24 protein-coding genes and 1 pseudogene are annotated in these 26,990 nt (G+C 55.0%); 17 read left to right on the forward strand and 8 right to left on the reverse strand.

Annotated features, from left to right (window positions below; translation table 11 throughout):
* Window positions 1-6 precede the first annotated feature (6 nt).
* From ACLHV9_RS01495 to psiE, 4 genes are all read left to right on the forward strand, one after another.
* Window positions 7-645, forward strand: coding sequence for a YjbF family lipoprotein (locus ACLHV9_RS01495; protein ID WP_407220086.1), 639 nt, complete (start codon window positions 7-9; stop codon window positions 643-645).
* A complete protein-coding gene (locus ACLHV9_RS01500) occupies window positions 642-1,379 on the forward strand; it encodes a capsule biosynthesis GfcC D2 domain-containing protein (protein WP_407220088.1) in 738 nt (245 codons plus the stop codon). Before ACLHV9_RS01495 ends, ACLHV9_RS01500 begins: the two co-directional genes overlap by 4 nt.
* Complete coding sequence (locus tag ACLHV9_RS01505) at window positions 1,379-3,475, forward strand: YjbH domain-containing protein (protein ID WP_049007752.1); 2,097 nt, start codon at window positions 1,379-1,381, stop codon at window positions 3,473-3,475. The genes ACLHV9_RS01500 and ACLHV9_RS01505 overlap by 1 nt, the downstream gene beginning before the upstream one ends.
* A 122-nt stretch (window positions 3,476-3,597) precedes the next feature.
* Complete coding sequence (psiE, locus tag ACLHV9_RS01510) at window positions 3,598-4,008, forward strand: phosphate-starvation-inducible protein PsiE (RefSeq protein WP_000202963.1); 411 nt, start codon at window positions 3,598-3,600, stop codon at window positions 4,006-4,008.
* A 97-nt stretch (window positions 4,009-4,105) separates the two neighbouring features.
* Here psiE and malG read toward each other — a convergent pair whose 3' ends face one another.
* The 3 genes and pseudogenes from malG to malE form a co-directional block, all read right to left on the reverse strand.
* Window positions 4,106-4,996: a maltose ABC transporter permease MalG gene (gene malG / locus ACLHV9_RS01515; protein WP_014830272.1), complete on the reverse strand. Its 891-nt coding sequence runs from the start codon at window positions 4,994-4,996 to the stop codon at window positions 4,106-4,108.
* A 14-nt stretch (window positions 4,997-5,010) separates the two neighbouring features.
* Complete coding sequence (gene malF, locus ACLHV9_RS01520; protein ID WP_407220089.1) at window positions 5,011-6,555, reverse strand: maltose ABC transporter permease MalF; 1,545 nt, start codon at window positions 6,553-6,555, stop codon at window positions 5,011-5,013.
* A gap of 121 nt (window positions 6,556-6,676) precedes the next feature.
* Window positions 6,677-7,866 (reverse strand): annotated as a pseudogene (gene malE / locus ACLHV9_RS01525) (maltose/maltodextrin ABC transporter substrate-binding protein MalE).
* Window positions 7,867-8,238: 372 nt separating this feature from the next.
* On the opposite strand from malE, the gene malK reads away from it, so the two are divergent.
* The 5 genes from malK to ubiA all read left to right on the forward strand — a co-directional run bounded on the left by malK (window position 8,239) and on the right by ubiA (window position 13,363).
* A complete protein-coding gene (gene malK, locus ACLHV9_RS01530) occupies window positions 8,239-9,348 on the forward strand; it encodes a maltose/maltodextrin ABC transporter ATP-binding protein MalK (protein WP_028017971.1) in 1,110 nt (369 codons plus the stop codon).
* 71 nt (window positions 9,349-9,419) lie between these two features.
* A complete protein-coding gene (locus ACLHV9_RS01535; RefSeq protein ID WP_407220090.1) occupies window positions 9,420-10,733 on the forward strand; it encodes a maltoporin in 1,314 nt (437 codons plus the stop codon).
* 113 nt (window positions 10,734-10,846) lie between these two features.
* Window positions 10,847-11,803, forward strand: a complete 957-nt coding sequence (gene malM / locus ACLHV9_RS01540) for a maltose operon protein MalM (protein WP_028017969.1) — start codon at window positions 10,847-10,849, stop codon at window positions 11,801-11,803.
* A gap of 180 nt (window positions 11,804-11,983) precedes the next feature.
* Window positions 11,984-12,481: a chorismate lyase gene (gene ubiC, locus ACLHV9_RS01545; RefSeq protein WP_028017968.1), complete on the forward strand. Its 498-nt coding sequence runs from the start codon at window positions 11,984-11,986 to the stop codon at window positions 12,479-12,481.
* 12 nt (window positions 12,482-12,493) lie between these two features.
* A complete protein-coding gene (gene ubiA / locus ACLHV9_RS01550; protein WP_129324855.1) occupies window positions 12,494-13,363 on the forward strand; it encodes a 4-hydroxybenzoate octaprenyltransferase in 870 nt (289 codons plus the stop codon).
* An 87-nt stretch (window positions 13,364-13,450) separates the two neighbouring features.
* Here the strand turns inward: ubiA and zntA are convergent, their stop codons facing one another.
* Both zntA and ACLHV9_RS01560 read right to left on the reverse strand, forming a co-directional pair.
* Window positions 13,451-15,622: a Zn(II)/Cd(II)/Pb(II) translocating P-type ATPase ZntA gene (gene zntA, locus ACLHV9_RS01555; RefSeq protein ID WP_108089392.1), complete on the reverse strand. Its 2,172-nt coding sequence runs from the start codon at window positions 15,620-15,622 to the stop codon at window positions 13,451-13,453.
* A gap of 76 nt (window positions 15,623-15,698) precedes the next feature.
* Window positions 15,699-16,325, reverse strand: coding sequence for a lysoplasmalogenase (locus ACLHV9_RS01560; protein WP_108089393.1), 627 nt, complete (start codon window positions 16,323-16,325; stop codon window positions 15,699-15,701).
* A 129-nt stretch (window positions 16,326-16,454) separates the two neighbouring features.
* Between ACLHV9_RS01560 and ACLHV9_RS01565 the strand changes: the two genes are divergently transcribed.
* On the forward strand, window positions 16,455-16,811 hold the full coding sequence (locus ACLHV9_RS01565) for a DUF2500 domain-containing protein (protein ID WP_049007748.1): 357 nt from the start codon (window positions 16,455-16,457) through the stop codon (window positions 16,809-16,811).
* 49 nt (window positions 16,812-16,860) lie between these two features.
* On the opposite strand, the gene ACLHV9_RS01570 is transcribed toward ACLHV9_RS01565, so the two are convergent.
* Both ACLHV9_RS01570 and rsmD read right to left on the reverse strand, forming a co-directional pair.
* Entirely contained in the window at window positions 16,861-17,142 is a 282-nt protein-coding gene (locus tag ACLHV9_RS01570) for a DUF1145 family protein (RefSeq protein WP_049007747.1), read from the reverse strand.
* The gene (gene rsmD / locus ACLHV9_RS01575) at window positions 17,126-17,728 is read right to left on the reverse strand and encodes a 16S rRNA (guanine(966)-N(2))-methyltransferase (protein WP_028017962.1); all 603 of its coding nucleotides are present in this window, start codon (window positions 17,726-17,728) and stop codon (window positions 17,126-17,128) included. The genes ACLHV9_RS01570 and rsmD overlap by 17 nt, the downstream gene beginning before the upstream one ends.
* Before the next feature lie 127 nt (window positions 17,729-17,855).
* Between rsmD and ftsY the strand changes: the two genes are divergently transcribed.
* The 6 genes from ftsY to livJ all read left to right on the forward strand — a co-directional run bounded on the left by ftsY (window position 17,856) and on the right by livJ (window position 24,841).
* Window positions 17,856-19,316, forward strand: a complete 1,461-nt coding sequence (gene ftsY / locus ACLHV9_RS01580) for a signal recognition particle-docking protein FtsY (protein ID WP_108089394.1) — start codon at window positions 17,856-17,858, stop codon at window positions 19,314-19,316.
* A 2-nt stretch (window positions 19,317-19,318) separates the two neighbouring features.
* A complete protein-coding gene (ftsE, locus tag ACLHV9_RS01585; protein ID WP_025758973.1) occupies window positions 19,319-19,984 on the forward strand; it encodes a cell division ATP-binding protein FtsE in 666 nt (221 codons plus the stop codon).
* A complete protein-coding gene (ftsX, locus tag ACLHV9_RS01590; protein WP_028017960.1) occupies window positions 19,977-21,032 on the forward strand; it encodes a permease-like cell division protein FtsX in 1,056 nt (351 codons plus the stop codon). Before ftsE ends, ftsX begins: the two co-directional genes overlap by 8 nt.
* Before the next feature lie 251 nt (window positions 21,033-21,283).
* Window positions 21,284-22,141: an RNA polymerase sigma factor RpoH gene (gene rpoH, locus ACLHV9_RS01595; RefSeq protein ID WP_028017959.1), complete on the forward strand. Its 858-nt coding sequence runs from the start codon at window positions 21,284-21,286 to the stop codon at window positions 22,139-22,141.
* A 136-nt stretch (window positions 22,142-22,277) separates the two neighbouring features.
* Window positions 22,278-23,543, forward strand: coding sequence for a 4-aminobutyrate--2-oxoglutarate transaminase (locus ACLHV9_RS01600; protein ID WP_407220095.1), 1,266 nt, complete (start codon window positions 22,278-22,280; stop codon window positions 23,541-23,543).
* Window positions 23,544-23,740: 197 nt separating this feature from the next.
* A complete protein-coding gene (gene livJ, locus ACLHV9_RS01605) occupies window positions 23,741-24,841 on the forward strand; it encodes a branched chain amino acid ABC transporter substrate-binding protein LivJ (RefSeq protein ID WP_139156810.1) in 1,101 nt (366 codons plus the stop codon).
* Window positions 24,842-25,058: 217 nt separating this feature from the next.
* Here livJ and panM read toward each other — a convergent pair whose 3' ends face one another.
* A complete protein-coding gene (gene panM, locus ACLHV9_RS01610) occupies window positions 25,059-25,448 on the reverse strand; it encodes an aspartate 1-decarboxylase autocleavage activator PanM (protein ID WP_108089397.1) in 390 nt (129 codons plus the stop codon).
* 424 nt (window positions 25,449-25,872) lie between these two features.
* On the opposite strand from panM, the gene livK reads away from it, so the two are divergent.
* Window positions 25,873-26,982, forward strand: a complete 1,110-nt coding sequence (gene livK, locus ACLHV9_RS01615) for a high-affinity branched-chain amino acid ABC transporter substrate-binding protein LivK (protein ID WP_028017955.1) — start codon at window positions 25,873-25,875, stop codon at window positions 26,980-26,982.
* Window positions 26,983-26,990 lie beyond the last annotated feature (8 nt).

Here is a 26,990-nt window from a genome sequence, read left to right on the forward strand (position 1 = left end):
AGAGTCGTGAAGCGACCTGCAATCATCATGATTTGCCTGCTCTTGCAGGCGTGCTCAGCCACCACCAAAGGGCTGGGGAACTCACTGTGGGACAGCATGTTCGGCACACCGGGTGTACATCTGACCGATGATGAACTTCAGAACATGCCGTATGCCAGCCAGTACATGCAGTTAAACGATGGCCCGCAACTGTTTGTGGTGCTCGCTTTCGATGAAAACGGGCAGCAGAAATGGGTGACGCAGGATCAGGCCACCATCGTGACGCAGCATGGACGTCTCGTGAAAACCCTGTTGGGCGGAGACAACCTGCTTGAGGTGAACAAAATCGCTGCCGACCCGCTTATCAAACCCAACCAGATCACCGACGGCGCAAGCTGGACGCGCACGATGGGCTGGACCGAGCATAAACAGGTGCGTTACGCCACCGCACGCTCTACCTTCCGTTGGGAGGGGACGGACAGTGTCAGCGTGGGAAGTGACAAAACCCAGGTTCGCGTGCTCGATGAAGAAGTGATCACCGACCAGGCCACGTGGCATAACCGTTTCTGGGTCGACGATGACGGACAAATCCGTCAGTCCCTGCAGTATCTCGGTGCCGGATTCTTCCCGGTCAAAACTACGCTTATCAAGGCCGCGAAATCATGAAAACACTTATTCGCGTTGCGCTGATCGCCAGTTTTGCCGCGCCGCTTGCCTGGCCTGCCGGAACGGTGAAGGTCTATATCCCGGACAGCACGCAGCCCAAAACACTGACCAACGCCGGGCATCTGATCGATCTCGTCGGCCAGCCCAGACTGGCGAACAGCTGGTGGCCTGGCGCGGTGATCGCTGAACGCCAGAAAACCGCTGAAGCGGAACAACAATACAAGGCGCTCCTCGCCAGGCTGACGGGGTTAGCGGAGCAGGAAGAGGGTGACGATGCGGCGGCGATTAACAGCGTTCGCCAGCAGGTTCAGGCCCTGAAAATCACCGGTCGGCTACCAGTGAACCTCGATCCGGATGACGTGCGCGTGTCGGAGAACGGTAACCCGGCTCTGGAAGGGGAATATACGCTCTGGCTGCCTGCACAACCCTCAACCATCACCGTTTTTGGTCTTATCAGCCACCCCGGGAAAAAGCCCTTTACACCCGGTCGTGACGTGGTGAGCTATCTCGACGAGCAGAGCCTGTTAAGCGGTGCGGATAACAGCTATGCCTGGGTGGTTTACCCTGACGGGCACACACAAAAAGCGCCAGTGGCCTACTGGAACAAACGCCATATCGAACCTATGCCTGGCAGCATCATTTTTGTCGGTTTTGCCGACCATTTCTGGACGAAGGCGTATGACGGACTTAACGCCGATATCCTTCGCTCCCTGATACAGCGGATTCCGGAATAATGAAAAGAACCTATCTCTACAGCATGCTGGCACTTTGTGTGAGTGCCGCCTGCCATGCAGAAACGTATCCGGCACCTATTGGCCCGTCCCAGTCAGACTTCGGTGGCGTCGGTTTACTGCAAACGCCCACCGCACGTATGGCGCGTGAGGGTGAGTTGAGCCTTAACTATCGCGATAACGATCAATACCGCTACTACTCGGCGTCGGTGCAACTGTTTCCGTGGCTTGAAACCACGCTGCGCTATACCGACGTGCGTACGAAACAGTACAGCAGCGTAGAGGCGTTCTCCGGCGATCAGACTTACAAAGATAAAGCCTTCGACCTCAAAGTACGTCTGTGGGAAGAGAGTTACTGGATGCCCCAGGTCTCCGTCGGCGCCAAAGATATCGGCGGTACCGGTCTGTTTGATGCGGAATACATTGTTGCCAGTAAAGCCTGGGGACCGTTTGATTTCTCACTCGGTCTGGGCTGGGGTTATCTCGGTACCAGCGGCAACGTCAAAAACCCGTTTTGCTCGTACAGCGATAAATATTGCTACCGCGATAATAGCTACCAGAAAGCGGGTTCGATCAACGGCGACCAAATGTTCCACGGACCGGCGTCGCTGTTTGGTGGCGTCGAATACCAGACACCCTGGCAGCCGCTGCGCCTGAAGCTGGAGTATGAAGGGAATGACTACTCGCAGGATTTCGCTGGCAAGATTGAACAGAAGAGCAAGTTTAACGTCGGCGCCATTTATCGCGTCACCGATTGGGCCGACGTTAACCTCAGCTACGAGCGTGGCAATACCTTCATGTTTGGCTTCACGCTGCGCACTAACTTCAACGACATGCGCCCGCACTACAACGATAACGCACGGCCTGCATACCAGCCGGAGCCGCAGGACGCCATCCTGCAGCACTCGGTGGTGGCAAACCAGCTGACGTTGCTGAAATATAATGCGGGTCTGGCGGATCCGAAAATTCAGGTAAAAGGCGATACGCTGTATGTTACCGGCGAGCAGGTGAAATACCGCGACTCGCGTGAAGGGATCGAACGCGCCAACCGGATCGTCATGAACGATCTCCCGGATGGGATCCGCACGATCCGCGTGACGGAGAATCGTCTCAACCTGCCGCAGGTGACGACGGAAACGGACGTCGCCAGCCTCAAGCGCCATCTGGAAGGTGAACCGCTTGGGCATGAAACCGAGCTGGTGCAAAAACGCGTAGAGCCGATCGTGCCAGATACCACCGAGCAGGGCTGGTATATCGACAAGTCGCGCTTCGATTTCCATATCGATCCGGTGCTGAATCAGTCCGTCGGCGGGCCAGAGAACTTCTACATGTATCAGCTGGGCGCGATGGCGACAGCGGATCTGTGGCTCACCGACCACCTGCTGACCACCGGTAGCCTGTTTGGCAACATTGCTAACAACTACGACAAGTTCAACTACACCAATCCGCCAAATGACTCGACGCTGCCGCGCGTGCGCACCCGCGTGCGTGAGTACGTGCAGAATAATGTCTATGTGAACAACCTGCAGGCCAACTACTTCCAGTACTTCGGCAACGGCTTCTACGGCCAGGTGTACGGCGGATATCTGGAAACCATGTTCGGCGGCGCTGGGGCAGAAGTGCTTTATCGTCCTGTCGACAGCAACTGGGCGTTCGGGATTGATGCCAACTACGTCAAACAGCGTGACTGGCGCAGCGCCCAGGACATGATGAAGTTCACTGACTACAGCGTCAAAACCGGCCACCTGACCGCCTACTGGACGCCGTCGTTTGCCCCTGACGTGCTGGTGAAAGCCAGCGTCGGCCAGTACCTGGCGGGTGATAAGGGCGGCACACTCGATATATCCAAACACTTTGACAGCGGCGTCGTGGTGGGCGGCTATGCGACCATCACCAACGTCTCGCCGGACGAATATGGGGAAGGGGACTTCACCAAAGGGGTTTACGTGTCGATTCCGCTGGATCTGTTCTCGTCAGGCCCAACCCGCAGCCGTGCGGCAATTGGCTGGACGCCGCTGACGCGCGACGGGGGTCAGCAGCTTGGACGTAAGTTCCAGCTGTATGATATGACCAGCGATAAAAACATAAACTTCCGCTGATGCCTGACCAGCCCGGTGGTACTTCACCACCGGGCGATCGCACGAAATATAAACAAAAAATATAGATCTCCGTCACATTTTTGCGTTATACAGGAACCTCGCCCCGGAGAATGAGGTGCTGTATGACATCCCTGACTCGCCCGCGCGTTGAGTTTATCTCAACTATCCTCCAGACCGTGCTGAACCTCGGTCTGTTGAGCCTTGGACTGATACTGGTCGTCTTTTTGGGAAAAGAGACGGTGCATCTGGCGGATGTGCTGTTTGCCCCTGAACAAACCAGCAAATATGCGCTGGTAGAAGGACTGGTGGTCTACTTTCTCTACTTTGAATTTATCGCCCTGATTGTGAAGTACTTTCAGTCCGGCTTTCACTTCCCGCTGCGTTATTTTGTCTACATTGGGATCACCGCGATAGTGCGGCTGATCATCGTCGATCATAAATCCCCGCTCGACGTGCTGATCTACTCGGCGGCGATCCTGCTGCTGGTCATTACGCTCTGGCTGTGTAACTCGAAGCGGCTGAAACGCGAATAAAAAAATGGCGGCCCGGAGGCCGCCTAATAACAGTCACAAGTTGGGTCAATACAATACGTCTAAAGTTGAGGGTTGCAGTGGCATAACAAAATGAAACTTAACCTTTCACACCGCCCGCCGTCAGGCCATTCACCAGCCAGCGCTGTGCCAGCAGGAATACCACGGTAATCGGGATGGCGGAGAGCACCGCCGCCGCCGCAAAGTCGCCCCACAGGTAGTTTTGCGGGTTGAGGTATTGCTGCATACCGACGGCCAGGGTGTAGCTATTCACATCGCGCAGTAACAGAGAGGCGACGGGCACTTCGGTGATGGCGGCGATAAACGACAGGATAAACACCACCGCCAGGATAGGCACCGACAGCGGCAGCAGCACCAGACGGAACGCCTGCCACGGGGTTGCACCATCCAGTGCCGCAGCTTCTTCCAGCGAGCCGTCGATGGTTTCGAAATACCCTTTTATGGTCCATACATGCAGTGCGATACCGCCAAGATAGGCGAAGATTACGCCACCGTGGGTGTTCAGGCCGATAAACGGCACGTACTGGCCCAGACGGTCAAACAAGGCATACAACGCGACCAGCGACAGTACCGCCGGGAACATCTGGAAAATCAGCATCCCTTTCAGCAGTGAGGCCTTGCCCGGGAACTTCATACGGGCGAAAGCGTACGCACACGTGGTGGAGAGCGTCACGATACCTATCGCGGTGATCCCGGCGATTTTCACCGAGTTCCACAGCCATAACAGCACCGGGAACGGCGGCGGTGTGACGCGACCATCCGCGTGTTCCACGCTGAAGCCCAGCGCGAGCTTCCAGTGCTCCCAGGAGATTTCATCCGGGATCAGGCTTCCGGTGGCGAAGTTACCCGAACGCAGGGAGATGGCGATGACCATCAGTAGCGGGAACATAATCGCCGCGATGAAAATCAGCAGGCCTAAATGCGTCGCCAGGAGGCGCAGTTTCTGAGATTTGGGTTGTACCATAGCCATGATCGATGCCCTCCTTAGTCAAATTTCATTCGTGTGGCTTTCAGGTTCACAATCGCCAGGGCGCCAACCAGCAGGAAGATCAGGGTGGCAATCGCCGCCGCCAGACCGAAGTCCTGACCGCCGCCGCCTTCAAAGGCGATACGGTAGGTGTAGCTCACGAGCAGGTCGGTATAGCCTGCCGGCGTGGTGGTGCCAAGACGGTCAGGGCCGCCGTTGGTCAACAGTTGAATCAGCACGAAGTTGTTAAAGTTGAAGGCGAAGCTGGCAATCATCAGCGGCGTCAGCGGCTTAATGAGCAGCGGCAGCGTAATCTTAAAGAAGTTCTGGAACGGACCCGCGCCGTCCATCGCCGAGGCTTCGTACAGATCGTCCGGGATCGCTTTCAGCAGCCCCATGCACAGGATCATCATGTACGGATAACCCAGCCAGGTATTGACGATGATAATCATCGAACGGGCAGTCGTCGGGTCGCTGAACCAGGCCGGTTTGATACCAAACAGCGCGCTCAGCATCATGTTGATTTCACCGAAGCTCTGGTTAAACAGCCCTTTGAAAATCAGAATCGAAATAAACGACGGTACGGCATACGGCAGAATCAGCAGTACGCGATAAATCGCTTTGCCTTTCAAGGCTTCCCACTGCACGAGGCAGGCCAGAACCATGCCCACAGCCACGGTCAGGATCACGGTCAGAACCGAGAAGACCACCGTCCAGACGAAGATGGCGAAGAACGGTTTCTGAATGCCTTCGTCGGTAAACACGCGGGTAAAGTTGTCCCAGCCGATGGTGACGGTATAGCCCGGGCTGAGCTTGTCATCACCCCATTTGCCATCGGCAGTAATGGACTGATAGAAACCAATGTCGTTGTTCGGACGATATTTCACGCCGCTCTGGTTGTTGGTCAGCGTGCCGTCATCCGCCAGCGTGTAGAGTGGCTGCGTGCCGGAGAACTGGCGCAGTGAGCTCATGGTCACTTTGCTTTCGTCTGGCAGTACGGCGGTGAGCTGGGTCAGCGCCTGACGGTTTTGGGTAATGACGCGCAGGTTGGCACGTTCGCCTTCCGGCAGCGCTGCGGCCTCTTTTAAGGCCAGCTTCTGCTCGCCGCCAAATTTGAACGCGTCGGAAACATAGTATTTGCTGCTTGCTTCGTCAGTAAGCGCTAACTTCCACTCGTTACCGGCAGGATACAGGCCGAAGTTAAAGGTCTTGCCGGCCTGGTAAGAGCGATCCAGAAGGACCTGCGTTGCGCGTTCTTGCGCCAGCTGGTTGGTGCTGCTGTAGTTGGTGAACGCAATGGCAATAGTACAAATCAGCGGGAAGAGAACAAACAGCCCCATCCCGGCCACGCCCGGGTAGACATAGCGCCAGGCATAGGCTTTACGGTTGGAGAAAATATACAGGCCAGCAGAGCTTAAAATCAGCGTCATGATGGCGAACAGATATTCCCCTTGTACGTACATTAAAACAACAAGGTAACCCACCAGCAGACACAGCAGACCCATCACTGACCATTTCAGCGCGTCGCTTTGCCACCAGTGTTTCTTTTTAATGACATCCATGGGGTTTTTCCTCTACAACGGTGGAAACTTATCGTCAGGTGGCGCTGCGCTTACCTGACCTACGGATCGTGCCGTAGTCGTAGGGCGGGTAAGCGCATGCGCCACCCGCCGTTTTTCAGACTTACTTAGTAATACGACCCTGCGCATCTTTCAGCGCGGCATCAACAGTCTGACGACCGCTTGCCGCATTGATGACCGCAGTACGGGTGGCGTACCAGAACGCTGCCATTTGCGGGATGTTCGGCATAATTTCGCCTTTCTGAGCGTTATCCATGGTGGCCGCAATACGTGGGTCTTTTGCCAGATGATCCTGGAAGGATTTCAGCGCAACGGCACCCAGCGGTTTGTCCTTGTTCACTTCATCCAGACCCTGATCGGTCAGCAGGTAGTTTTCCAGGAACTCTTTCGCCAGCTCTTTGTTCGGGCTTGCCGCGTTGATACCCGCGCTCAGCACACCAACGAACGGTTTAGACGGCTTGCCTTTGAAAGTTGGCAGCAGCGTCACGCCGTAGTTGATTTTGCTCTTGTCGATGTTGGTCCAGGCCCACGGACCGTTGATGGTCATCGCGGTTTCGCCTTTGTTGAACGCCGCTTCTGCGATGGAGTAATCGGTATCCGCGTTCATATGTTTGTTTTTGATGAGGTCAACCAGGAAGGTCAGACCCGCTTTCGCGCCAGCGTTGTCCACGCCCACGTCTTTCACGTCATACTTGCCGTTTTCAAACTTGAACGCGTAACCGCCGTCCGCAGCAATCAGCGGCCAGGTGAAGTACGGTTCTTGCAGGTTGAACATCAGCGCGCTCTTACCTTTCGCTTTCAGCTCTTTATCCAGTTTCGGGATCTCTTCCCAGGTTTTCGGTGGGTTAGGTACCAGGTCTTTGTTGTAAATCAGAGAAAGGGCTTCAACCGCGATTGGGTAAGCGATCAGCTTGCCGTTATAGCGAACGGCGTCCCAGGTGAACGGGAACAGTTTGTCCTGGAAGGCTTTGTCCGGCGTGACTTCTGCCAGCAGACCCGACTGCGCGTAACCACCGAAACGGTCATGCGCCCAGAAGATGATGTCCGGGCCGTCACCAGTTGCTGCAACCTGTGGGAATTTCTCTTCCAGTTTATCCGGGTGTTCTACGGTCACTTTGATCCCGGTGTCTTTCTCGAATTTTTACCCACTTCGGCCAGGCCGTTATAGCCTTTATCGCCGTTAATCCAGATTACCAGCTTACCTTCTTCAATTTTGGCGAGAGCCGGTGCGGAAATCATCATTGCTGCAAGGGCGGACAATGCGAAAACACGTGCGCCAGTCTTGATCTTCATATCTGCCATCCTTTTTTGGTGATGTGCTCGTGGATACAATGAGGTGGTTCAACGTGACTCAGTCTCCTTATTTGACATCCTCTTTCCATCCTCCCAACCCCTACGCCCCACCCCCGGTTTGTGTGATCTTCGTTGCATAAATTTAAGTTATGAGTGCTGGCGCACATAAAAACACACTGAATTTTGCAGGTGGCTTCACGAATTTTGCCTCAGCCCTCCAGCCGCGGTCGCAGAGCCTGCTCCCTCATCCTCCCGCCTCCTCCCCCATAAAAAAGCCGGGGGGTGGAGGATTCGGGAAAGTAATGGATACCCCATAGTGAACTTATCTTGAATGTTTCTGTCGGCGACAGGTTGTAACGAAGGGAGAAGGGCATGGCGAGCGTACAGCTGCGTAATGTAACGAAAGCCTGGGGTGACGTTGTGGTGTCGAAAGACATCAATCTGGACATCCACGAAGGTGAGTTCGTGGTATTTGTCGGCCCATCAGGCTGCGGTAAATCTACTCTGCTGCGTATGATTGCCGGTCTTGAAACGATCACCAGTGGCGATTTGTTTATTGGTGACACCCGTATGAACGACATCCCGCCTGCCGAACGTGGCGTAGGCATGGTGTTCCAGTCTTATGCGCTTTACCCCCATCTGTCTGTTGCCGAAAACATGTCCTTTGGCCTGAAACTGGCGGGTGCGAAGAAGGACGTGATTAACCAGCGCGTCACGCAGGTGGCGGAAGTGTTACAGCTGGCGCACCTGCTTGAGCGTAAACCGAAAGCGCTTTCCGGTGGTCAGCGTCAGCGTGTGGCGATTGGCCGTACCCTGGTGGCGGAACCGCGCGTGTTCCTGCTCGATGAACCCCTTTCCAACCTGGATGCCGCTCTGCGTGTCCAGATGCGTATTGAAATCTCCCGTCTGCACAAACGTCTTGGCCGCACGATGATTTACGTCACCCACGATCAGGTCGAAGCGATGACGCTGGCCGACAAAATTGTGGTGCTGGACGCCGGTCGCGTGGCGCAGGTGGGCAAACCGCTGGAGCTTTATCACTACCCGGCAGACCGCTTTGTTGCGGGCTTCATTGGCTCGCCAAAGATGAACTTCCTGCCCGTCAAAGTGACGGCAACTGCGATCGAACAGGTACAGGTGGAGCTGCCAAACCGCCAGCAGGTCTGGCTGCCGGTCGACAGCGCCAATGTACAGGTAGGGGCAAACATGTCCCTCGGTATTCGTCCTGAGCACCTGCTGCCGAGCCACATCGCCGATGTGACGCTGGAAGGTGAAGTTCAGGTTGTCGAACAGCTTGGTCACGAAACACAGATTCATATCCAGATCCCCGCCATCCGTCAGAACCTGGTCTACCGCCAGAATGACGTGGTGTTGGTAGAAGAGGGTGCCACATTCGCTATCGGCTTGCCGCCAGAGCGTTGCCATCTGTTCCGTGAGGATGGCACTGCATGTCGTCGGTTGCACAAAGAGCCAGGCGTTTAAGCAATCCCAAAAGAAGACACGAAACCGACAGGTGAAGTGTTCAAAGAAAAGCAATGATCTCAGGAGATAGAATGATGATTACTCTGCGCAAACAAGTCCCTCTGGCAATCGCCGTTGCGGCAGGCATCCTGTCTGCCCAGGCAGGCGCCGTGGACTTTAAAGGTTATGCTCGTTCCGGCATTGGCTGGACCGGGAGTGGCGGTGAGCAACAGTGTTTCCAGGCAACCGGTGCACAAAGTAAATACCGTCTCGGTAACGAATGTGAAACCTATGCGGAATTGAAACTGGGCCAGGAAGTGTGGAAAGAAGGCGATAAGAGCTTCTATTTCGACACCAACGTTGCGTATTCCGTCGCTCAGCAGAACGACTGGGAATCTACCAGCCCGGCCTTCCGTGAAGCTAACGTGCAGGGTAAAAACCTGATTGACGCACTGCCAGGTTCCACCATCTGGGCCGGTAAGCGCTTCTATCAGCGTCATGACGTTCACATGATCGACTTCTACTACTGGGATATTTCTGGTCCTGGTGCGGGTATCGAAAACATTGACCTGGGCTTCGGTAAGCTCTCTCTGGCTGCAACTCGTTCTTCTGAAGCGGGCGGCTCAGCGACCTTTGCCGATCGTGACGCGCTGGGTAACCGTATTTATGACAACCTGGTACCGAACGATGTCTTCGACGTCCGTTTAGCACAGATGCAGGTCAATGAAGGCGGTACGCTGGAGTTCGGTGTTGATTATGGTCACACCAATATTCCAGATGACTACTACCTGCAGCCTGGCGCATCTAAAGACGGTTGGATGTTCACCGCTGAACATACCCAGAGCATGCTGAAGGGCTTTAACAAGTTTGTGCTGCAGTACGCAACTGACTCTATGACCTCCAACGGCAAGGGCCGTCCGGAAGGTGGTAGCATCAACAACAACGGCGACATGTGGCGTGTTCTGGACCACGGTGCGATCTCTCTGGGCGACTCCTGGGATCTGATGTACGTAGGTATGTACCAGGACATCAACCTGGATAACAACAACGGCACCAAATGGTGGACCGTCGGTGTGCGTCCTATGTACAAATGGACGCCAATCATGAGCACCCTGTTAGAAGTGGGCTACGACAACGTTAAGTCTCAGAAAACCGACGACACCAACAGTCAGTACAAAATCACCCTGGCACAACAATGGCAGGCAGGCGACAGCATCTGGTCCCGTCCAGCTATCCGTGTCTTCGCAACTTACGCGAAGTGGGATGAAAAATGGGGCTACGCGAACGGCGACTCCGGTGCAGGCTATGACTCTGGTATTGCGTACAGCGACACGTCCGCAAAAACCTTCAGCCGAGGCGACTCTGATGAGTGGACCTTCGGTGCCCAGATGGAAATCTGGTGGTAATTCGTTAGACCTGACGTAATGACCTAAAAGAGGGGCGCAAGCCCCTCTATCCTTAGGGTGCTGCGCGCTATTGCCTGGCCACCGCAGTGCTCACGCTATCAGAGGTAATAACAATGAAAATGAAGAAAAGTCTCGTCGCGCTGTGCCTCTCTGCGGGGCTGATGGCCTGTGTTCCGGCGGTCTCCTTTGCAGACGTGAATTTCGTACCACAAAATACCAGCGCTGCGCCGGCTATCCCGGCGGCGGCGCTCCAGCAACTGACCTGGACGCCAGTTGATCAATCCAAAACGCAGTCGACACAGCTTTCTACGGGCGGCCAGCAACTGAACGTGCCGGGGATCACCGGGCCGGTTGCCGCCTACAGCGTGCCGGCCAACATTGGTGAGCTAACCCTGACGCTGACCAGCGAAGTGAACAAACAAACCAGCGTCTTCGCACCTAACGTACTGATTCTGGATCAGAACCTGACGCCATCTGCTTTCTTCCCAAGCGAATATTTTAGTTACCAGGAACCAGGCGTGATGAGCGCCGACCGTCTGGAAGGCAAAATGCGCCTGACGCCTGCCCTGGGCCAGCAGAAGATTTATGTTCTGGTTTTCACGACCGAAAAAGATCTGCAGCAGACCACTAAGCTTATCGATCCGGCAAAAGCCTATGCGAAAGGCACCGGCAACTCGGTTCCGGATATTCCGGATCCATTAGCGCGTCACGTCACCGACGGTTTGCTTAAGCTGAAAGTCTCAACAAACAATGCATCCAGCGTGCTGGTTGGCCCACTGTTTGGCTCTTCCGGTACTGGCCCTGTCACAGTAGGCAATACAGCCGCGCCTGTGTATGCCGCTCCAGCCGCCACAGCCGCTGCCGCACCGGTAGCCGCCGCAGCACCAGCCCCATCGAAGAAAGCTGAACCGGTTCTGAACGACACCGAAGAGTACTTCAACAACGCCATTAAGCAGGCGGTGAAGCGCGGCGATGTCGATAAAGCGCTGAAACTGCTTGATGAAGCCGAACGTTTAGGTTCAACCACTGCCCGTTCCACCTTTATCAGCAGTGTAAAAGGCAAGGGGTAACCGTTTCCCCACAGTGCTGATTTGTTAGTAGTTTGGTGCGCCTGAGTGGGCGCACTTTTTTTGATATTCTCCGGGCTGTTGCGCTCTTGTTGCGATAGTGATCGTTAAATAACGTTTGGCCGCCCTCAATCTGCTTTTCTGCGATACAATGCCATCACGTTATGTATCGGAGAGTCTGGCATGTCACACCCTGCGCTAACGCAACTGCGTGCGCTGCGCTATTTCGACCAAATACCTGCGCTTGATCCGCAGCAACTGGACTGGTTGCTGCTGGAAGATTCCATGACGAAACGTTTTGAGCAGCAGGGTAAAACGGTCACGGTGACCCTGATTCAGGAAGGGTTTGTCTCTGGCGATGAGATTGCTGCCGAGCTGCCGCTATTGCCGCAAGAGCCACGTTACTGGCTGCGTGAAATTTTACTCTGCGCTGATGGCGAGCCATGGCTTGCCGGGCGGACGGTGGTGCCCGAATCCACCCTTTCCGGGCCCGAGCTGGCGCTGCAACGGCTGGGGAAAACGCCTCTGGGGCGTTACCTTTTCACCTCGTCTGAGCTTACCCGAGATTTTATTGAGATTGGTCGTGATGCCGAACTGTGGGGGCGTCGTTCCCGCCTTCGCCTGAGCGGTAAACCGTTAATACTGACGGAGCTTTTTTTACCGGCATCGCCGTTGTACTAAGAGGAAGAAAAAATGGAGTGGAGCCTGACGCAGAATAAGCTGTTGGCCTATCACCGCTTAATGCGTACCGATAAACCGATTGGCGCGTTACTGTTGCTGTGGCCGACCTTATGGGCGCTGTGGGTCGCGACGCCGGGCGTGCCACCGCTGTGGATCCTGGGCGTATTCGTTGCCGGCGTCTGGCTGATGCGCGCGGCAGGCTGCGTGGTCAATGACTATGCCGATCGTAAATTCGACGGGCATGTAAAACGTACTGCCGGTCGTCCGTTACCCAGCGGACAGGTCACCGGGAAAGAAGCCCGCGTGCTGTTCATTGTTCTGGTGCTGCTCTCTTTCCTGCTGGTGTTAACCCTTAACACCATGACCATTCTGCTTTCCGTTGCGGCGCTGGCCCTGGCCTGGGTTTATCCGTTTATGAAACGCTACACCCATCTGCCTCAGGTGGTGCTGGGGGCGGCATTTGGCTGGTCGATTCCGATGGCGTTTGCGGCAGTTAGTGAGTCCTTACCACTCAGCTGCTGGCTGATGTTCCTGGCGAATATTCTCTGGGCCGTGGCATATGACACGCAATACGCGATGGTAGACCGCGACGATGACCTGAAAATTGGCATCAAATCAACCGCTATCCTCTTTGGTCGTCAGGACAAGCTGATTATCGGTATCCTGCAGGTCGCGGTACTGGCACTGATGGTCGCGATTGGTCGCCTGAACGGGCTGAACTGGGAGTTTTACTGGTCCGTGCTGGTGGCGGGTTTGCTGTTTGCGTACCAGCAAAAGTTGATTGCGAAGCGCGAGCGTGATGCCTGTTTTAAGGCGTTTATGAATAATAACTACGTCGGTCTGGTGCTGTTTTTAGGCCTGGCGATGAGCTATTTCTTATAAAAAAGTCGGGTGGCGACTTCGCCTTACCCGACCTACGAGTTAGCAGAACATGTAGGCCCGGTAAGCGTTAGCGCCACCGGGCTTTTTTTACCGGCGACGTAGCAGCCGAAGCGCGTTCGCCGTCACCAGCACCGTTGCCCCGGTATCCGCCAGCACCGCCAGCCACAGCCCGGTCATGCCGAGCAGGGTCGTCACCAGGAATATCCCTTTCAGCCCCAGCGCGATGCCAATGTTCTGACGGATATTGGCACGCGTCGCACGTGCCAGCCCGATCATCTGCGCCAGCCCGGTCAGGCGGTTGTGAGTCAGAGCCGCGTCAGCCGTTTCCAGCGCCACGTCGGTACCGCTGCCCATCGCAATACCAATGGTCGACGCTTTCATCGCCGGGGCATCGTTAATCCCGTCACCAACCATCGCCAGCGGGGCATGAGCGTTCAACTCTGTGACTGCGCTGACCTTATCTGCAGGCAACAATCCGGCTTTAAATTCCAGCCCCAGTTCACCGGCAATTGCGGCTGCCGCACGAGGGTTATCGCCTGTAAGAATAACGCCCTGTACGCCCAGTTGATGTAGCGCCGCCACGGCTTCTTTTGCGTCATCACGCAGGGTATCGCGCAATGCCAGCATTCCCCTCGCCACGCCGTCCTGCATGACGACTACGACCGTTTGCCCGGTCTGTTCTAACGCCTCAACCTCTGGAGTAGAAGACTTGCCAGCCGCGACAATCAGCACCTTTTTACCGTCGACGACTGCCTCAATGCCTGAGCCCATCAGTGCCCGCTGGGAAGTTGCCGCAGGGATGGTGAGTTCACGCGCCTTCGCTTCACGCACAATCGCCTGCGCCAGCGGGTGGGTTGAACCTTGCTCTACGGCAGCTGCCAATGTCAGCAGTTCGTTTTCACTGATTTCCTGCGGATAAACACCGGTCACCTGCGGCTTACCTACGGTCAGCGTACCGGTTTTATCGAAGGCAATGTGCTGAACCTGGCTTAGCTGTTCCAGGGCGGCTCCGCCTTTGATCAGCGCTCCGCGACGTGCCGCCGCCGCAAGCCCGGATGTGATGGCCGCCGGGGTGGAGATCACCAGCGCACACGGACAGCCAATCAACAGCAGCGTCAGACCTTTATAAATCCAGCCTTCCCACGGTGCGCCGAAAAACAGGGGTGGAACGACAGTGACCAGCAGGGCAACCAGCATGATGGCGGGGGTGTAAATCCTGCTGAAGCGATCGATAAACCGCTCAACTGGCGCGCGACGCTCTTCGGCTTCTTCAATCAGCTTCAGGATACGGTCGATGGCGCTGTCACCGGGTTCGGAAAGCACCGTCAGTTGCACCAGACGATCAACACTGGTGGCACCCGCAGGCACTTTTTCACCGGTTGTACGTTCAACCGGAATCGATTCTCCGGTGAGGGCGCTTTCGTCGAAACTTGCTGTTGCGGTGAGCAACTCACCGTCTGCAGGCAGACGCCCGCCTGCGGCGACTTCAATCACATCGCCCGGGCGCAGCGTGTTGATGGCGACGGTTTCCCGGTTGTCGTTGATCACGCGTGTGGCGGTTTCAGGTTTCAGGGCCATTAGCGCGCTGACTCCTTTACGCGCGCGGCTGGCGGCCCAGCCCTCAAGACGTTCACCGATTAAGAACAGCAGCAGCACCATCGCCGCTTCTGCTGTCGCACCAATAAACAGTGCACCAATAGCGGCCACGCTCATCAGCGTTTCGATGGCAAACCAGCTTCCGCTTTTCATCAGCCGCAATGCCTGACGGGCAATTGGGAACAGCCCAACCAGCGTGGTGGCGATGAATGCCAGATTGCCGAACGGATGGTTAATCTGTTCCAGTCCCCAGCTCAGGGCCATCATGATGATGAGGGTAATAAGCGGCAAATTTTCTCGCAGGGAAGAGGTTTTTTCTGCAGGCGCATTTTCGCTACGCAGACTGTAACCCGCCTGACTTACGGCAGCTTCAACCTGTTGGATAACGTCGTTATCCGCGCTGACCAGCAGCTTTTCAGTGGCAAACAGAACCTGGACATGACTCACTCCCGGCACCTGTTTTACCGCGTTTTCAACTTTACGGGCGCAGGCGGCGCAGTCCATACCGTTGACGACCCAACTGTAGCGGTTGCCGTTTTCAGGGAGTATTTCGGTTTGTGTTTCGCACACACCTTCGCAGCAGCAGTCGTCCTTCGGCGGAACCGGACTGAGCTTAAGTGCTGAGAATTGTGGGACTTTTTTTGGTGTTTCTGGAGTCGACATGGCAGTCTCCGGCAATGATAATTTTCTCATTAACCGCAGCATACACTCTGGAGTCGACTCCAGAGTCAAGGCTTATTTAAATATACAGCGAGCGCACAATCAGGAAGTGTCCGGCAAAGTAGCAGGCGGCGGCAATCGCGTTATCCGCCCGGAAACGACGGCGATAGTGGCTGCCCAGCCACACGATATTCCCGAGTAACAACAGTGCTGCACCGAAGAACGCGGACATCGCCGGTGCCGTTGGACGGAAGAACCACAGTTCGCCTGCCAGCCATACCATCACCAGCGTCATGGCGATAAAGGTGCAGACCGGCAAACGCATCTCTTCCAGACGCGACCAGATCACCGCGATAAGCAGTGCGCCAATCACCAGCAGTACCAGCGACAGCGGCCAGAAGAATGAAAGCGTCATCTGGCTGGCAAAGTAGATGGTATAGAGCAGATGCGACAGGAAAAATGCCCCCACGGCATACAGCAGACGCTGACGTGGCAGCAGGGTTAAGGCATCGCCAATCAGGGAAGCACACAGCCCGGCGAGGACCAGATAGCTTACGGCGTTAAACATCGGCGCTTGCCAGGCCAGCAGCAGCAGGAGCAACAGCGTGACCGGTTTAAACAACCAGCGCTGCCAGGTGGGACCGCGGTACGACGCATCGACATAAAGCCATGCGGAAAAACAGACAGCGATAAATGACCAAAGCATATTAACTCCCTGTATCTGTTAAGGCTGAATAATCAGTTTCTGATCCAGTGTAGTGATGCGGACGGGCGTTTGGCAATGGCAGGGAAGGCAGGGTATCCTGAATTCCGCATAATCTGATGGGATTTTAGAATGAGCAAGATGCCGCTGTTTTTCATTATCGTGGTGGCGATTATTGTCATAGCCGCCTCGTTCCGTTTCGTACAGCAGCGCCGCGAAAAGGCGGATAACGATGCTGCACCGCTGCTGCAAAAGCGCGTGGTAGTGACGAACAAACGCGAAAAACCGCTTAACGACCGCCGCTCACGCCAGCAGCAGGTGACGCCAGCAGGCACGACAATGCGCTATGAAGCGAGCTTTAAGCCGGAAACCGGCGGGCTGGAGATGACCTTCCGCCTGGAGGCGCAGCAGTACCATCAGTTGACGGTGGGAGAGAAAGGGACGCTGAGTTATAAAGGGTCCCGATTCGAAGGTTTTACGCCTGAATAATGCTCTCACCCTCTCCCTGTGGGAGAGGGTGAGAGCATCAGGCCACACCTTACTTCTTCACCTGCGCCTTAAATTTCTTCATCCACACCAGCAGTTCAAACACGCCGAAAATAAAGACGCGCAGCTGCTGCCAGCCGGTCATCTGCGGGCCATCTTTTGGCAGACCATTTTTCAGCATTACCATCTGCAGGGCGTGCATAAACGATGTGAAAACCAGCGCGACGTTAACAAAAATATTCATCGGTCGCGGGAACGGGTGCACCAGGTTGAGAATTAAAAACGCCCAGACGCCCAGCATCAACAAACGTCCCAGATTAATCAGTACCGGCATCGGATTCTCCTTGAGCCTGACGGTGATACAGACGATAAGCAACCTGACCTGCCACTTTTTCACGGTGCAGATCCCAGTGGGCGGGAACTGGTGGTAAACCGTTTTCCACTTCACTTTCCACGTAAATTAATGCGTCATCTGCCAGCCAGCCATTTTGCTCCAGCAGGGATAACGTCTCTTCCAGCAGTCCCTTACGGAACGGTGGGTCGACAAACACCACGTTATGCGGCGTGCCTTTCTGCGCGAGGAAACTCAGCGTGTTGGTGTTCACGACTTTAGCGTTGGTTGCCTTTAGCGTCGCCAGATTTTGCTGCAGCGTCTGCGCCACGCCGCGTTCCATCTCCAGCAGCGTGGCGCTGGCGGCATAGCGTGACAGCGCTTCCAGTCCGAGTGCGCCGCTTCCGGCGAAACAGTCGAGACAGTGGGCGTCTACCATTGACGGGGCCAGCCAGTTAAACAGCGTCTCGCGTACGCGGTCGGTAGTAGGGCGTAAACCGGGGCTGTCCGGCACCGGTAGTTTCCGGCCTCGCCACTGACCGCCGATAATACGAATTTGACCGGCCGGGGCGCGGTTGGGTTTCTTCATCTCAGGAAAGCTCTGTTAACAATTGGCCTGCGATTGCGGGCGGTGATGTCAATTAAGTAAAGTGTTAGACTATTTCATCATTTTTTTAGCTTCCATGTATATAGCGCCGCGAGGAGTGTAGTCGCAGATGGCAAAACAAAAAAAACGTGGCTTCTTTTCCTGGCTGGGCTTCGGTGAAAAAGAGCAAGAAACAGAACAGAAAACCGAAGAGCAACATGCCGTTGAAGAGCAGTCGCAGCCTGAAACGCCTGTAGAAACCGCCGCGGTTGTCGAAGCGGAAGAGACGGCACACAGCAAAGAAGAGATTGAATCTTTCGCTGAAGAGGTGGTTGAGGTCACTGAACAGGTTCAGGAAAGCGAGAAGCCAGAACCGGTTGTCGCCGAAGAGATTCCCGAAGCACCACAGGCCGTCATCGAACACGAAGAACTGCCGCTGCCGGAAGAGGTGAAAATCGAAGCCGTTTCTGCCGAAGAGTGGCAGGCCGAAGCGGAAACCGTTGAAATTGTTGAGGCGGTGGAAGAAGAAGCCGAAAACGAACCTGAACTAACCGACGAAGAGCTGGAAGCACAGGCGCTGGCAGCAGAAGCGGCTGAAGAAGCGGTTATCGTGGTGCCAGTGGAAGAGCAGGCCGAAGAGGAGATCGTTCAGGAACAGGAAAAACCGACTAAAGAAGGTTTCTTCGCCCGCCTGAAACGCAGCCTGCTTAAAACCAAAGAAAACTTAGGTTCCGGATTTATCAGTCTTTTCCGCGGCAAGAAGATCGACGACGATCTGTTTGAAGAGCTGGAAGAGCAGCTGCTGATCGCCGACGTCGGTGTGGAAACCACCCGTAAGATCATCACCAACCTGACTGAAGGGGCGAGCCGCAAACAGCTGCGCGACGCCGAAGCGCTGTATGGCCTTCTGAAAGACGAGATGGGTGAAATTCTCGCAAAAGTTGACGAACCGCTTAATATTGAAGGCAAAACGCCATTTGTTATTCTGATGGTTGGCGTGAACGGTGTGGGTAAAACCACCACCATCGGCAAGCTGGCGCGTCAGTTCGAACAGCAGGGTAAATCGGTGATGCTGGCGGCAGGTGATACCTTCCGTGCAGCAGCGGTTGAGCAGCTCCAGGTGTGGGGTCAGCGCAATAACATCCCGGTGATTGCCCAGCATACCGGCGCGGATTCCGCATCCGTTATCTTTGACGCCATCCAGGCGGCGAAGGCGCGCAACGTGGATGTACTGATTGCCGATACCGCAGGGCGTTTGCAGAACAAATCGCACCTGATGGAAGAGTTGAAGAAAATCGTCCGGGTGATGAAAAAACTGGACGAAGAAGCACCGCATGAAATTATGCTGACCATTGATGCCAGCACCGGACAGAATGCCATTAGTCAGGCAAAACTGTTCCATGAAGCGGTAGGACTGACGGGGATCACGCTGACCAAACTGGACGGCACCGCCAAAGGCGGGGTGATCTTCTCCGTGGCCGATCAGTTCGGCATTCCTATCCGTTACATCGGTGTGGGCGAGCGTATTGAAGATTTACGTCCGTTTAAGGCGGACGACTTTATTGAGGCACTATTTGCCCGAGAGGACTAACAATGATTCGCTTTGAACACGTCAGCAAGGCCTATCTCGGTGGGAGACAAGCGTTGCAGGGGGTGACATTCCACCTGCAACCGGGCGAGATGGCATTCCTGACCGGCCATTCCGGCGCGGGGAAAAGTACCCTGCTCAAGCTTATCTGTGGGATCGAACGGCCAAGTGCCGGGAAAATCTTTTTCGGCGGTCATGAGATAAGCCGCCTGAAAAATCGCGAAGTGCCGTTTCTGCGTCGGCAGATCGGCATGATTTTCCAGGACCACCACCTGCTGATGGATCGCACCGTTTTCGATAACGTGGCGATTCCGCTGATTATTGCCGGTGCCAGCTATGATGATATCCGCCGTCGCGTCTCTGCGGCGCTGGATAAGGTCGGGCTGCTGGACAAAGCGAAGAATTTCCCGATCCAGCTCTCCGGCGGTGAACAGCAGCGCGTGGGCATTGCCCGTGCGGTGGTGAACAAACCTGCGGTGCTGCTGGCGGATGAACCGACCGGTAACCTGGACGACGCCCTGTCAGAAGGGATTTTGCGTCTGTTTGAGGAGTTCAACCGCGTAGGGGTGACGGTTTTGATGGCGACGCACGATATCGGTCTCATTTCCCGCCGTTCGTACCGCATGCTGACCCTGAGCGACGGTCATTTGCACGGAGGCCATGGTGAATAAGCGTGATGCAATAAACCAGATTCGACAGTTCGGAAACCGGTTTGACCGTTTCCGTAAGTCGCAGGGCGGTGGTGATGGCAATCGTAATGCGCCAAAGCGCCAGAAAGCCGCGCCAAAGCCTGCTTCCCGCAAAACCAACGTGTTTAACGAGCAGGTGCGCTACGCGTTCCACGGCGCACTGCAGGACCTGAAAAGCAAACCGCTGGCGACGTTCCTGACGGTGATGGTGATTGCCATCTCCCTGACGCTGCCAAGCGTCTGCTATATGGTCTATAAAAACGTCAACCAGGCGGCCTCGCAGTACTATCCGTCCCCGCAGATCACGGTTTATCTGGATAAAGCGCTCGACGATAACGCCGCAGCGCAGGTGGTTGGGCAAATTCAGGCCGAGCAGGGTGTGGAGAAGGTTAACTATCTCTCGCGTGAAGACGCGCTGGGCGAGTTCCGCAACTGGTCAGGCTTTGGCGGCGCGCTGGACATGCTTGAAGAGAACCCGCTGCCTGCCGTGGCGGTGGTGATCCCGAAGCTGGATTTCCAGGGTACCGATTCGCTTAACACCCTGCGCGATCGCATCACGCGCATTAAGGGCATTGATGAAGTGCGCATGGATGACAGCTGGTTTGCGCGTCTCTCTGCCCTGACCGGGCTGGTAGGCCGCGTGGCGGCGATGATTGGCGTGCTGATGGTGGCGGCGGTCTTCCTCGTCATCGGTAACAGCGTGCGCCTGAGCATCTTCGCCCGTCGCGATACCATCAACGTGCAGAAACTGATTGGTGCGACGGATGGTTTCATCCTGCGTCCGTTCCTCTATGGCGGCGCACTGCTCGGTTTTTCCGGCGCATTTCTTTCACTGATATTGTCAGAAATTTTGGTGATGCGTCTGTCGTCGGCAGTCACAGAAGTGGCGCAGGTTTTCGGAACGAAGTTTGATATCAGCGGCTTAGGGTTCGATGAGTGCCTGTTGCTGCTGCTGGTGTGTTCGATGATTGGGTGGGTGGCAGCCTGGCTGGCAACCGTTCAACATTTACGTCACTTTACTCCCGATTAATAAAAGCGTGATATAATCTTTCCCTGCACCGAGATGTTCGCTCTGCAGGGAAAGCGTCCCTGTTGTCTCTTCCCCTGTTATCATCTTCATGTCACATTTTGTGCGTAATTTATTCACCGTTGCACCTGGAACTTGTGGATAAAATCACTGTCTGATACAAGAGTGAATGCTAATCTCGTTGCTCAAACGCTTTGGCATGGTTGTTGCCTGATGGGGATAACCTGGACCAGAAGAAACATTGAGAGGAATGAATGACCAAAGAAATGCAAACTTTAGCTTTAGCCCCTGTTGGTAACCTGGAGTCTTACATCCGGGCTGCGAACACCTGGCCGATGTTAACGGCCGAGGAAGAAAAGGAGCTTGCTGAAAAGCTGCATTACCAGGGCGATCTGGAAGCAGCTAAGACGCTGATCCTGTCTCACCTGCGCTTTGTTGTTCACGTTGCTCGTAATTATGCGGGCTACGGCCTGCCGCAGGCGGACTTGATTCAGGAAGGTAACATCGGTCTGATGAAGGCTGTGCGTCGCTTCAACCCGGAAGTGGGTGTGCGACTGGTCTCCTTCGCCGTGCACTGGATCAAAGCAGAGATTCACGAATACGTTCTGCGTAACTGGCGTATTGTGAAAGTCGCCACGACAAAAGCGCAACGCAAACTGTTCTTCAACCTGCGTAAAACCAAGCAGCGTCTGGGCTGGTTCAATCAGGATGAAGTTGAAATGGTGGCGCGCGAGCTGGGCGTATCCAGCAAAGATGTGCGTGAGATGGAATCCCGTATGGCCGCGCAGGACATGACCTTTGATATGTCCTCCGACGACGACGCATCCGACAGCCAGCCGATGGCACCGGTACTGTATCTGCAGGATAAAACCTCTAACTTTGCTGACGGCATTGAAGAGGATAACTGGGAAGATCAGGCCGCGAACAAGCTGACCCATGCGATGGAAGGCCTCGACGAACGTAGCCAGGATATTATCCGCGCCCGCTGGCTGGACGAAGATAACAAGTCCACGCTGCAGGAACTGGCCGACCGCTACGGCGTTTCCGCTGAACGTGTTCGTCAGCTTGAGAAGAACGCCATGAAAAAACTTCGCGCCGCTATCGAAGCGTAAGATAAGCGAAGTACACCGAGAACCCTCGAATGCAAATTCGGGGGTTTTGTTTTTTTAGCGCCCGCTCTGGCGAATTCCTTCCCCCTGGCAAACACTTACTGATGCGCTAAGCAGGCGACTTTCTCAGGGGGACAGGGTGAAAAATAACGAACTGAACGACCGGCGTTTACAGGCGACGCCGCGCGGCATCGGCGTGATGTGTAATTTTTATGCCGATAAAGCTGAAAACGCCACGGTGTGGGACGTGGAGGGTAATGAGTACATCGACTTCGCTGCGGGGATCGCGGTACTGAATACCGGCCATCGCCATCCCAAAGTCATTGCCGCCATCGAAAAGCAACTCCATGCCTTTACCCACACGGCCTACCAGATTGTGCCGTACGAAGGCTACGTGGCGCTTGCCGAACGTCTCAACGAACGCGTGCCCATTGAGGGCCCGGCGAAAACGGCGTTTTTCTCCACGGGGGCTGAGGCTGTCGAAAACGCCGTAAAAATTGCCCGCGCGTATACCAGGCGTCCTGGCCTTATCACCTTCGCTGGTGCATTCCACGGCCGCACCTTTATGACGATGGCTTTAACGGGGAAAGTGGCACCCTACAAACTGGGTTTTGGCCCGTTCCCCGGCTCGGTTTACCACGCGCAATATCCTAATGAACTGCACGGCGTCAGCACGGCGGAAGCGTTAAAAAGCCTGGAACGCATCTTTAAAGCGGATATCGCACCTGACCAGGTCGCGGCTATTATTCTCGAGCCGGTTCAGGGGGAAGGTGGTTTCAACATTGCCCCTGCTGATTTTATGCAGGCCCTGCGCGCCCTGTGCGATACCCACGGCATTTTGCTGATTGCCGACGAGGTGCAAAGCGGCTTCGCCCGTACCGGCAAGCTATTCTCGATGGAACACCACTGCGTGAAGCCCGATCTGATCACCATGGCGAAAAGCCTGGCGGGCGGGATGCCGCTCTCGGCGGTTTCTGGCCGTGCGGAGGTGATGGACGCACCCGCGCCGGGCGGGCTGGGCGGCACCTACGCCGGTAACCCGCTGGCGATTGCGGCGGCGCATGCCGTGCTGGACGTGATTGATGAAGAGGATCTCTGCACGCGCTCGGCGCACCTTGGTCATCACCTGGTGGAAGTGCTGAGCAAAGCGAAGGAACATTGCCCGTATATCGCTGACATTCGTGCGCAAGGCTCGATGGTGGCGGTGGAGTTTAACGACCCGCAATCAGGGCTCCCGTCGCCGGAATTCACCCGTCAGGTACAAGAACGCGCGTTGCAGGAAGGGCTACTTCTTCTGAGCTGCGGCGTCTACGGCAACGTCATTCGTTTCTTGTATCCGCTGACTATCCCTGAAGTGCAGTTCCGTAAAGCGCTGGACATCATCTCCGCGTCGCTGACACGTTAAAGCCATATGCCCGGCGGAAATCTCTGCCGGGCTTATCATATATTCATTTCAAATTAGCTATTCCAAAATCATAAAAATGGGGTATGTTTTAGCAGAGTATGCTGAAAAAGCGCGAGTGGCATACCTATAACTGAAATAAAGCGCTACACAACAACATCACAATAATCGTAATAACCATAATAATGGGGAATCTCAGGATGAACATGAAGGGTAAAGCGTTACTGGCAGGATGTATCGCGTTGGCATTTAGCACGATGGCACAGGCAGATATTAAAGTGGCTGTCGTAGGAGCGATGTCCGGTCCGGTAGCACAGTATGGTGACCAGGAATTTACTGGCGCAGAACAGGCGGTTGCAGACATTAATGCCAAGGGCGGTATTAAGGGCGAAAAACTGCAGATCGTAAAATATGATGATGCCTGTGACCCGAAACAAGCGGTCGCGGTTGCGAACAAAGTGGTGAACGACGGGATCAAATACGTTATCGGTCACCTGTGCTCTTCCTCTACTCAGCCAGCGTCTGACATCTACGAAGACGAAGGCATTCTGATGATCACCCCGGCAGCGACGGCACCAGAGCTGACCTCGCGCGGCTACAAACTGACCCTGCGCACCACCGGTCTGGACTCTGACCAGGGCCCAACCGCAGCGAAATACATCGTTGAAAAAGTGAAGCCGAAGCGCATTGCCATCGTTCATGACAAGCAGCAGTACGGTGAAGGTCTGGCGCGTTCCGTACAGGACAACCTCAAGAAAGCGAATGCCGACGTGGTGTTCTTTGACGGTATTACTGCCGGTGAGAAAGACTTCTCCACCCTGGTGGCGCGTCTGAAGAAAGAGAATATTGATTTCGTTTACTACGGTGGCTACCACCCGGAAATGGGTCAGATCCTGCGCCAGGCGCGTGCTGCAGGCCTGAAAACCCAGTTCATGGGCCCGGAAGGGGTGGCGAACGTTTCCCTGTCTAACATCGCGGGCGAATCCGCTGAAGGTCTGCTGGTGACCAAACCGAAGAACTACGACCAGGTTCCGGCGAACAAACCAATCGTAGATGCCATCAAGGCGAAGAAACAGGATCCAAGCGGTGCGTTCGTGTGGACCACCTACGCTGCGCTGCAGTCTCTGCAAGCGGGCCTGAACCAGTCAGCCGATCCGGCTGAGATCGCGAAATACCTGAAAGCGAATTCCGTAAATACCGTTATGGGGCCGCTGTCATGGGATGAGAAGGGCGATCTGAAAGGCTTCGAGTTCGGCGTGTTTGACTGGCACGCGAACGGCACGGCGACAGACGCCAAATAATTTTCCCGTCGCCTTTCGCGCCGCAGGTGCGTTGGCTGCGTTATTCAACCCCGGTCACTTACTTATGTAAGCTCCCAGGGATTTCATAACTTGCCGCCTTCCTGCAACACGAAATTCTTGGGAAAAACCGCAAAAAGGCAACGTAAGTTGCCTTTTTTAATGTTTTCTCCCTCTCCCACAGGGAGAGGGCCGGGGTGAGGGCATCAGGCCGCACAGATCATCTGTGGCGCTTCTCCCACCCATTCTCCTGCGCCGTAAACCCTAACGCCTGCATAAATGCCGCCATCACGCCACGGTCTTCCACGCCCACGTCGGCCATCCACCAGGAGGTCACGCTCGGGTTTTCGCGGATCACTTCTTCAATCAAATACTGCCCTACACCACGACGACGGGTGACGTCACGCACGCGCAGTGAATCCAGCGCCCCTTCGGTGCCGCTCAGGGTCACGCGAACCGCTGCCAGCAGGCGCTCGTTAAAGCGCGCGGCATAAATGCGGTGAGTCTCGTCGACGTGCAGTGACGAAGGGGAATATTCCGGCCAGATCTTGCCCAGGTCGATATGATCCTGGTCGCTAAAGGTCACCAGACGAACGATTGTCAGTTTCATTAGCTTGTTGTCCAAATCAAATTGAGTAGGGGCAGTGTACTCAATTTATTCACTCAGCGGCTTCCTCTTTTTATTCTCATTAACCAGGTGATTAGTTTTTTGGCAACGCAATGGGCAGTTTGAAAACACATGGATCGAAAAATAAGCAGAATTTTAACCTGAATGGCAGTGATTTATTCGGCGCTTTGTACCGTTATTTTATGCTGCAAACTGCACTTTTATTTGTTTATCTCTGCCTGATTTCAGAATATTATCTTTGCTTAATAGCCTGAAAAATAGAGATTTTAGTCAGGTTTTTGACAAAAACCTGCGCTAAACCATTAAAGGCACTGGTAAAAATAGCGTTGTGCATTAAAAGTACAGAATGCTTTTTAACCAGAATAAAACAAAATATAAACACGACATCACGAATGGGGATTCAGAGATGAGAAGGAACGCGAAAACGTTACTCGCGGGGATGGTTGCATTGTCGATTTCGCATGCGGCCATGGCGGAAGAGATTAAAGTTGCTGTAGTCGGTGCGATGTCCGGTCCTGTTGCCCAGTGGGGGGATATGGAGTTCAACGGTGCGCGCCAGGCCATCAAAGACATCAACGCCAAAGGCGGCATCAAAGGCGACAAACTGGTTGGTGTGGAATATGACGATGCCTGCGATCCTAAACAGGCCGTTGCGGTCGCCAACAAAATCGTCAACGACGGTATTCAGTATGTGATCGGCCACCTGTGCTCATCCTCTACCCAGCCGGCGTCTGATATCTACGAAGACGAAGGCATTCTGATGATCACCCCAGGTGCGACCAACCCGGAGCTGACCCAACGCGGCTATCAGCACATTATGCGTACCGCGGGTCTGGACTCCTCTCAGGGCCCAACCGCCGCCAAATACATCCTCGACACCGTTAAGCCGCAGCGCATTGCCATTATTCATGACAAACAGCAGTACGGTGAAGGCCTGGCGCGTTCCGTTCAGGACGGTCTGAAAAAAGGCGGCGCGAATGTCGTCTTCTTCGATGGAATTACCGCCGGTGAGAAAGATTTCTCCGCGCTGATTGCCCGTCTGCAAAAAGAGAATATTGATTTCGTTTATTACGGCGGCTACTACCCGGAAATGGGCCAGATGCTGCGCCAGGCGCGTTCGGTAGGGCTGAAAACCCAGTTTATGGGGCCGGAAGGCGTGGGTAACGCCTCCCTGTCAAACATCGCGGGTGATGCTGCCGAAGGCATGCTGGTAACGATGCCAAAACGCTATGACCAGGATCCGGCCAACAAGGCTATCGTTGATGCGCTCAAGGCGCAGAAGAAGGATCCGAGTGGTCCGTACGTCTGGATCACCTACGCGGCTGTGCAGTCTCTGGCAACCGCACTGGATCGCTCCGGCAGCAAAGAACCGCTGGATCTGGTGAAAGATTTAAAAGCACACGGGGCGAACACCGTGATTGGGCCGCTGAACTGGGATGAGAAAGGCGATCTGAAGGGATTTGAGTTTGGTGTCTTTAAGTGGCACGCCGACGGTTCATCCTCGGCCGCCAAATAATTATCCCA

Origin of the sequence: Enterobacter sp. CPE_E890 (genome assembly GCF_046521475.1) — a bacterium.
Classification (GTDB): Bacteria; Pseudomonadota; Gammaproteobacteria; order Enterobacterales; family Enterobacteriaceae; genus Enterobacter; species Enterobacter adelaidei.

Excerpts from the sequence above, each read along its gene's own strand:
- ACLHV9_RS01500 (WP_407220088.1), top strand. The coding sequence starts at position 642 with ATGAAAACACTTATTCGCGTTGCGCTGATCGCCAGTTTTGCCGCGCCG.
- ACLHV9_RS01505 (WP_049007752.1), top strand. The coding sequence starts at position 1,379 with ATGAAAAGAACCTATCTCTACAGCATGCTGGCACTTTGTGTGAGTGCC.
- psiE (WP_000202963.1), top strand. The coding sequence starts at position 3,598 with ATGACATCCCTGACTCGCCCGCGCGTTGAGTTTATCTCAACTATCCTC.
- malG (WP_014830272.1), bottom strand. The coding sequence starts at position 4,996 with ATGGCTATGGTACAACCCAAATCTCAGAAACTGCGCCTCCTGGCGACG.
- malF (WP_407220089.1), bottom strand. The coding sequence starts at position 6,555 with ATGGATGTCATTAAAAAGAAACACTGGTGGCAAAGCGACGCGCTGAAA.
- malK (WP_028017971.1), top strand. The coding sequence starts at position 8,239 with ATGGCGAGCGTACAGCTGCGTAATGTAACGAAAGCCTGGGGTGACGTT.
- ACLHV9_RS01535 (WP_407220090.1), top strand. The coding sequence starts at position 9,420 with ATGATGATTACTCTGCGCAAACAAGTCCCTCTGGCAATCGCCGTTGCG.
- malM (WP_028017969.1), top strand. The coding sequence starts at position 10,847 with ATGAAAATGAAGAAAAGTCTCGTCGCGCTGTGCCTCTCTGCGGGGCTG.
- ubiC (WP_028017968.1), top strand. The coding sequence starts at position 11,984 with ATGTCACACCCTGCGCTAACGCAACTGCGTGCGCTGCGCTATTTCGAC.
- ubiA (WP_129324855.1), top strand. The coding sequence starts at position 12,494 with ATGGAGTGGAGCCTGACGCAGAATAAGCTGTTGGCCTATCACCGCTTA.
- zntA (WP_108089392.1), bottom strand. The coding sequence starts at position 15,622 with ATGTCGACTCCAGAAACACCAAAAAAAGTCCCACAATTCTCAGCACTT.
- ACLHV9_RS01560 (WP_108089393.1), bottom strand. The coding sequence starts at position 16,325 with ATGCTTTGGTCATTTATCGCTGTCTGTTTTTCCGCATGGCTTTATGTC.
- ACLHV9_RS01565 (WP_049007748.1), top strand. The coding sequence starts at position 16,455 with ATGAGCAAGATGCCGCTGTTTTTCATTATCGTGGTGGCGATTATTGTC.
- ACLHV9_RS01570 (WP_049007747.1), bottom strand. The coding sequence starts at position 17,142 with ATGCCGGTACTGATTAATCTGGGACGTTTGTTGATGCTGGGCGTCTGG.
- rsmD (WP_028017962.1), bottom strand. The coding sequence starts at position 17,728 with ATGAAGAAACCCAACCGCGCCCCGGCCGGTCAAATTCGTATTATCGGC.
- ftsY (WP_108089394.1), top strand. The coding sequence starts at position 17,856 with ATGGCAAAACAAAAAAAACGTGGCTTCTTTTCCTGGCTGGGCTTCGGT.
- ftsE (WP_025758973.1), top strand. The coding sequence starts at position 19,319 with ATGATTCGCTTTGAACACGTCAGCAAGGCCTATCTCGGTGGGAGACAA.
- rpoH (WP_028017959.1), top strand. The coding sequence starts at position 21,284 with ATGACCAAAGAAATGCAAACTTTAGCTTTAGCCCCTGTTGGTAACCTG.
- livJ (WP_139156810.1), top strand. The coding sequence starts at position 23,741 with ATGAACATGAAGGGTAAAGCGTTACTGGCAGGATGTATCGCGTTGGCA.
- panM (WP_108089397.1), bottom strand. The coding sequence starts at position 25,448 with ATGAAACTGACAATCGTTCGTCTGGTGACCTTTAGCGACCAGGATCAT.
- livK (WP_028017955.1), top strand. The coding sequence starts at position 25,873 with ATGAGAAGGAACGCGAAAACGTTACTCGCGGGGATGGTTGCATTGTCG.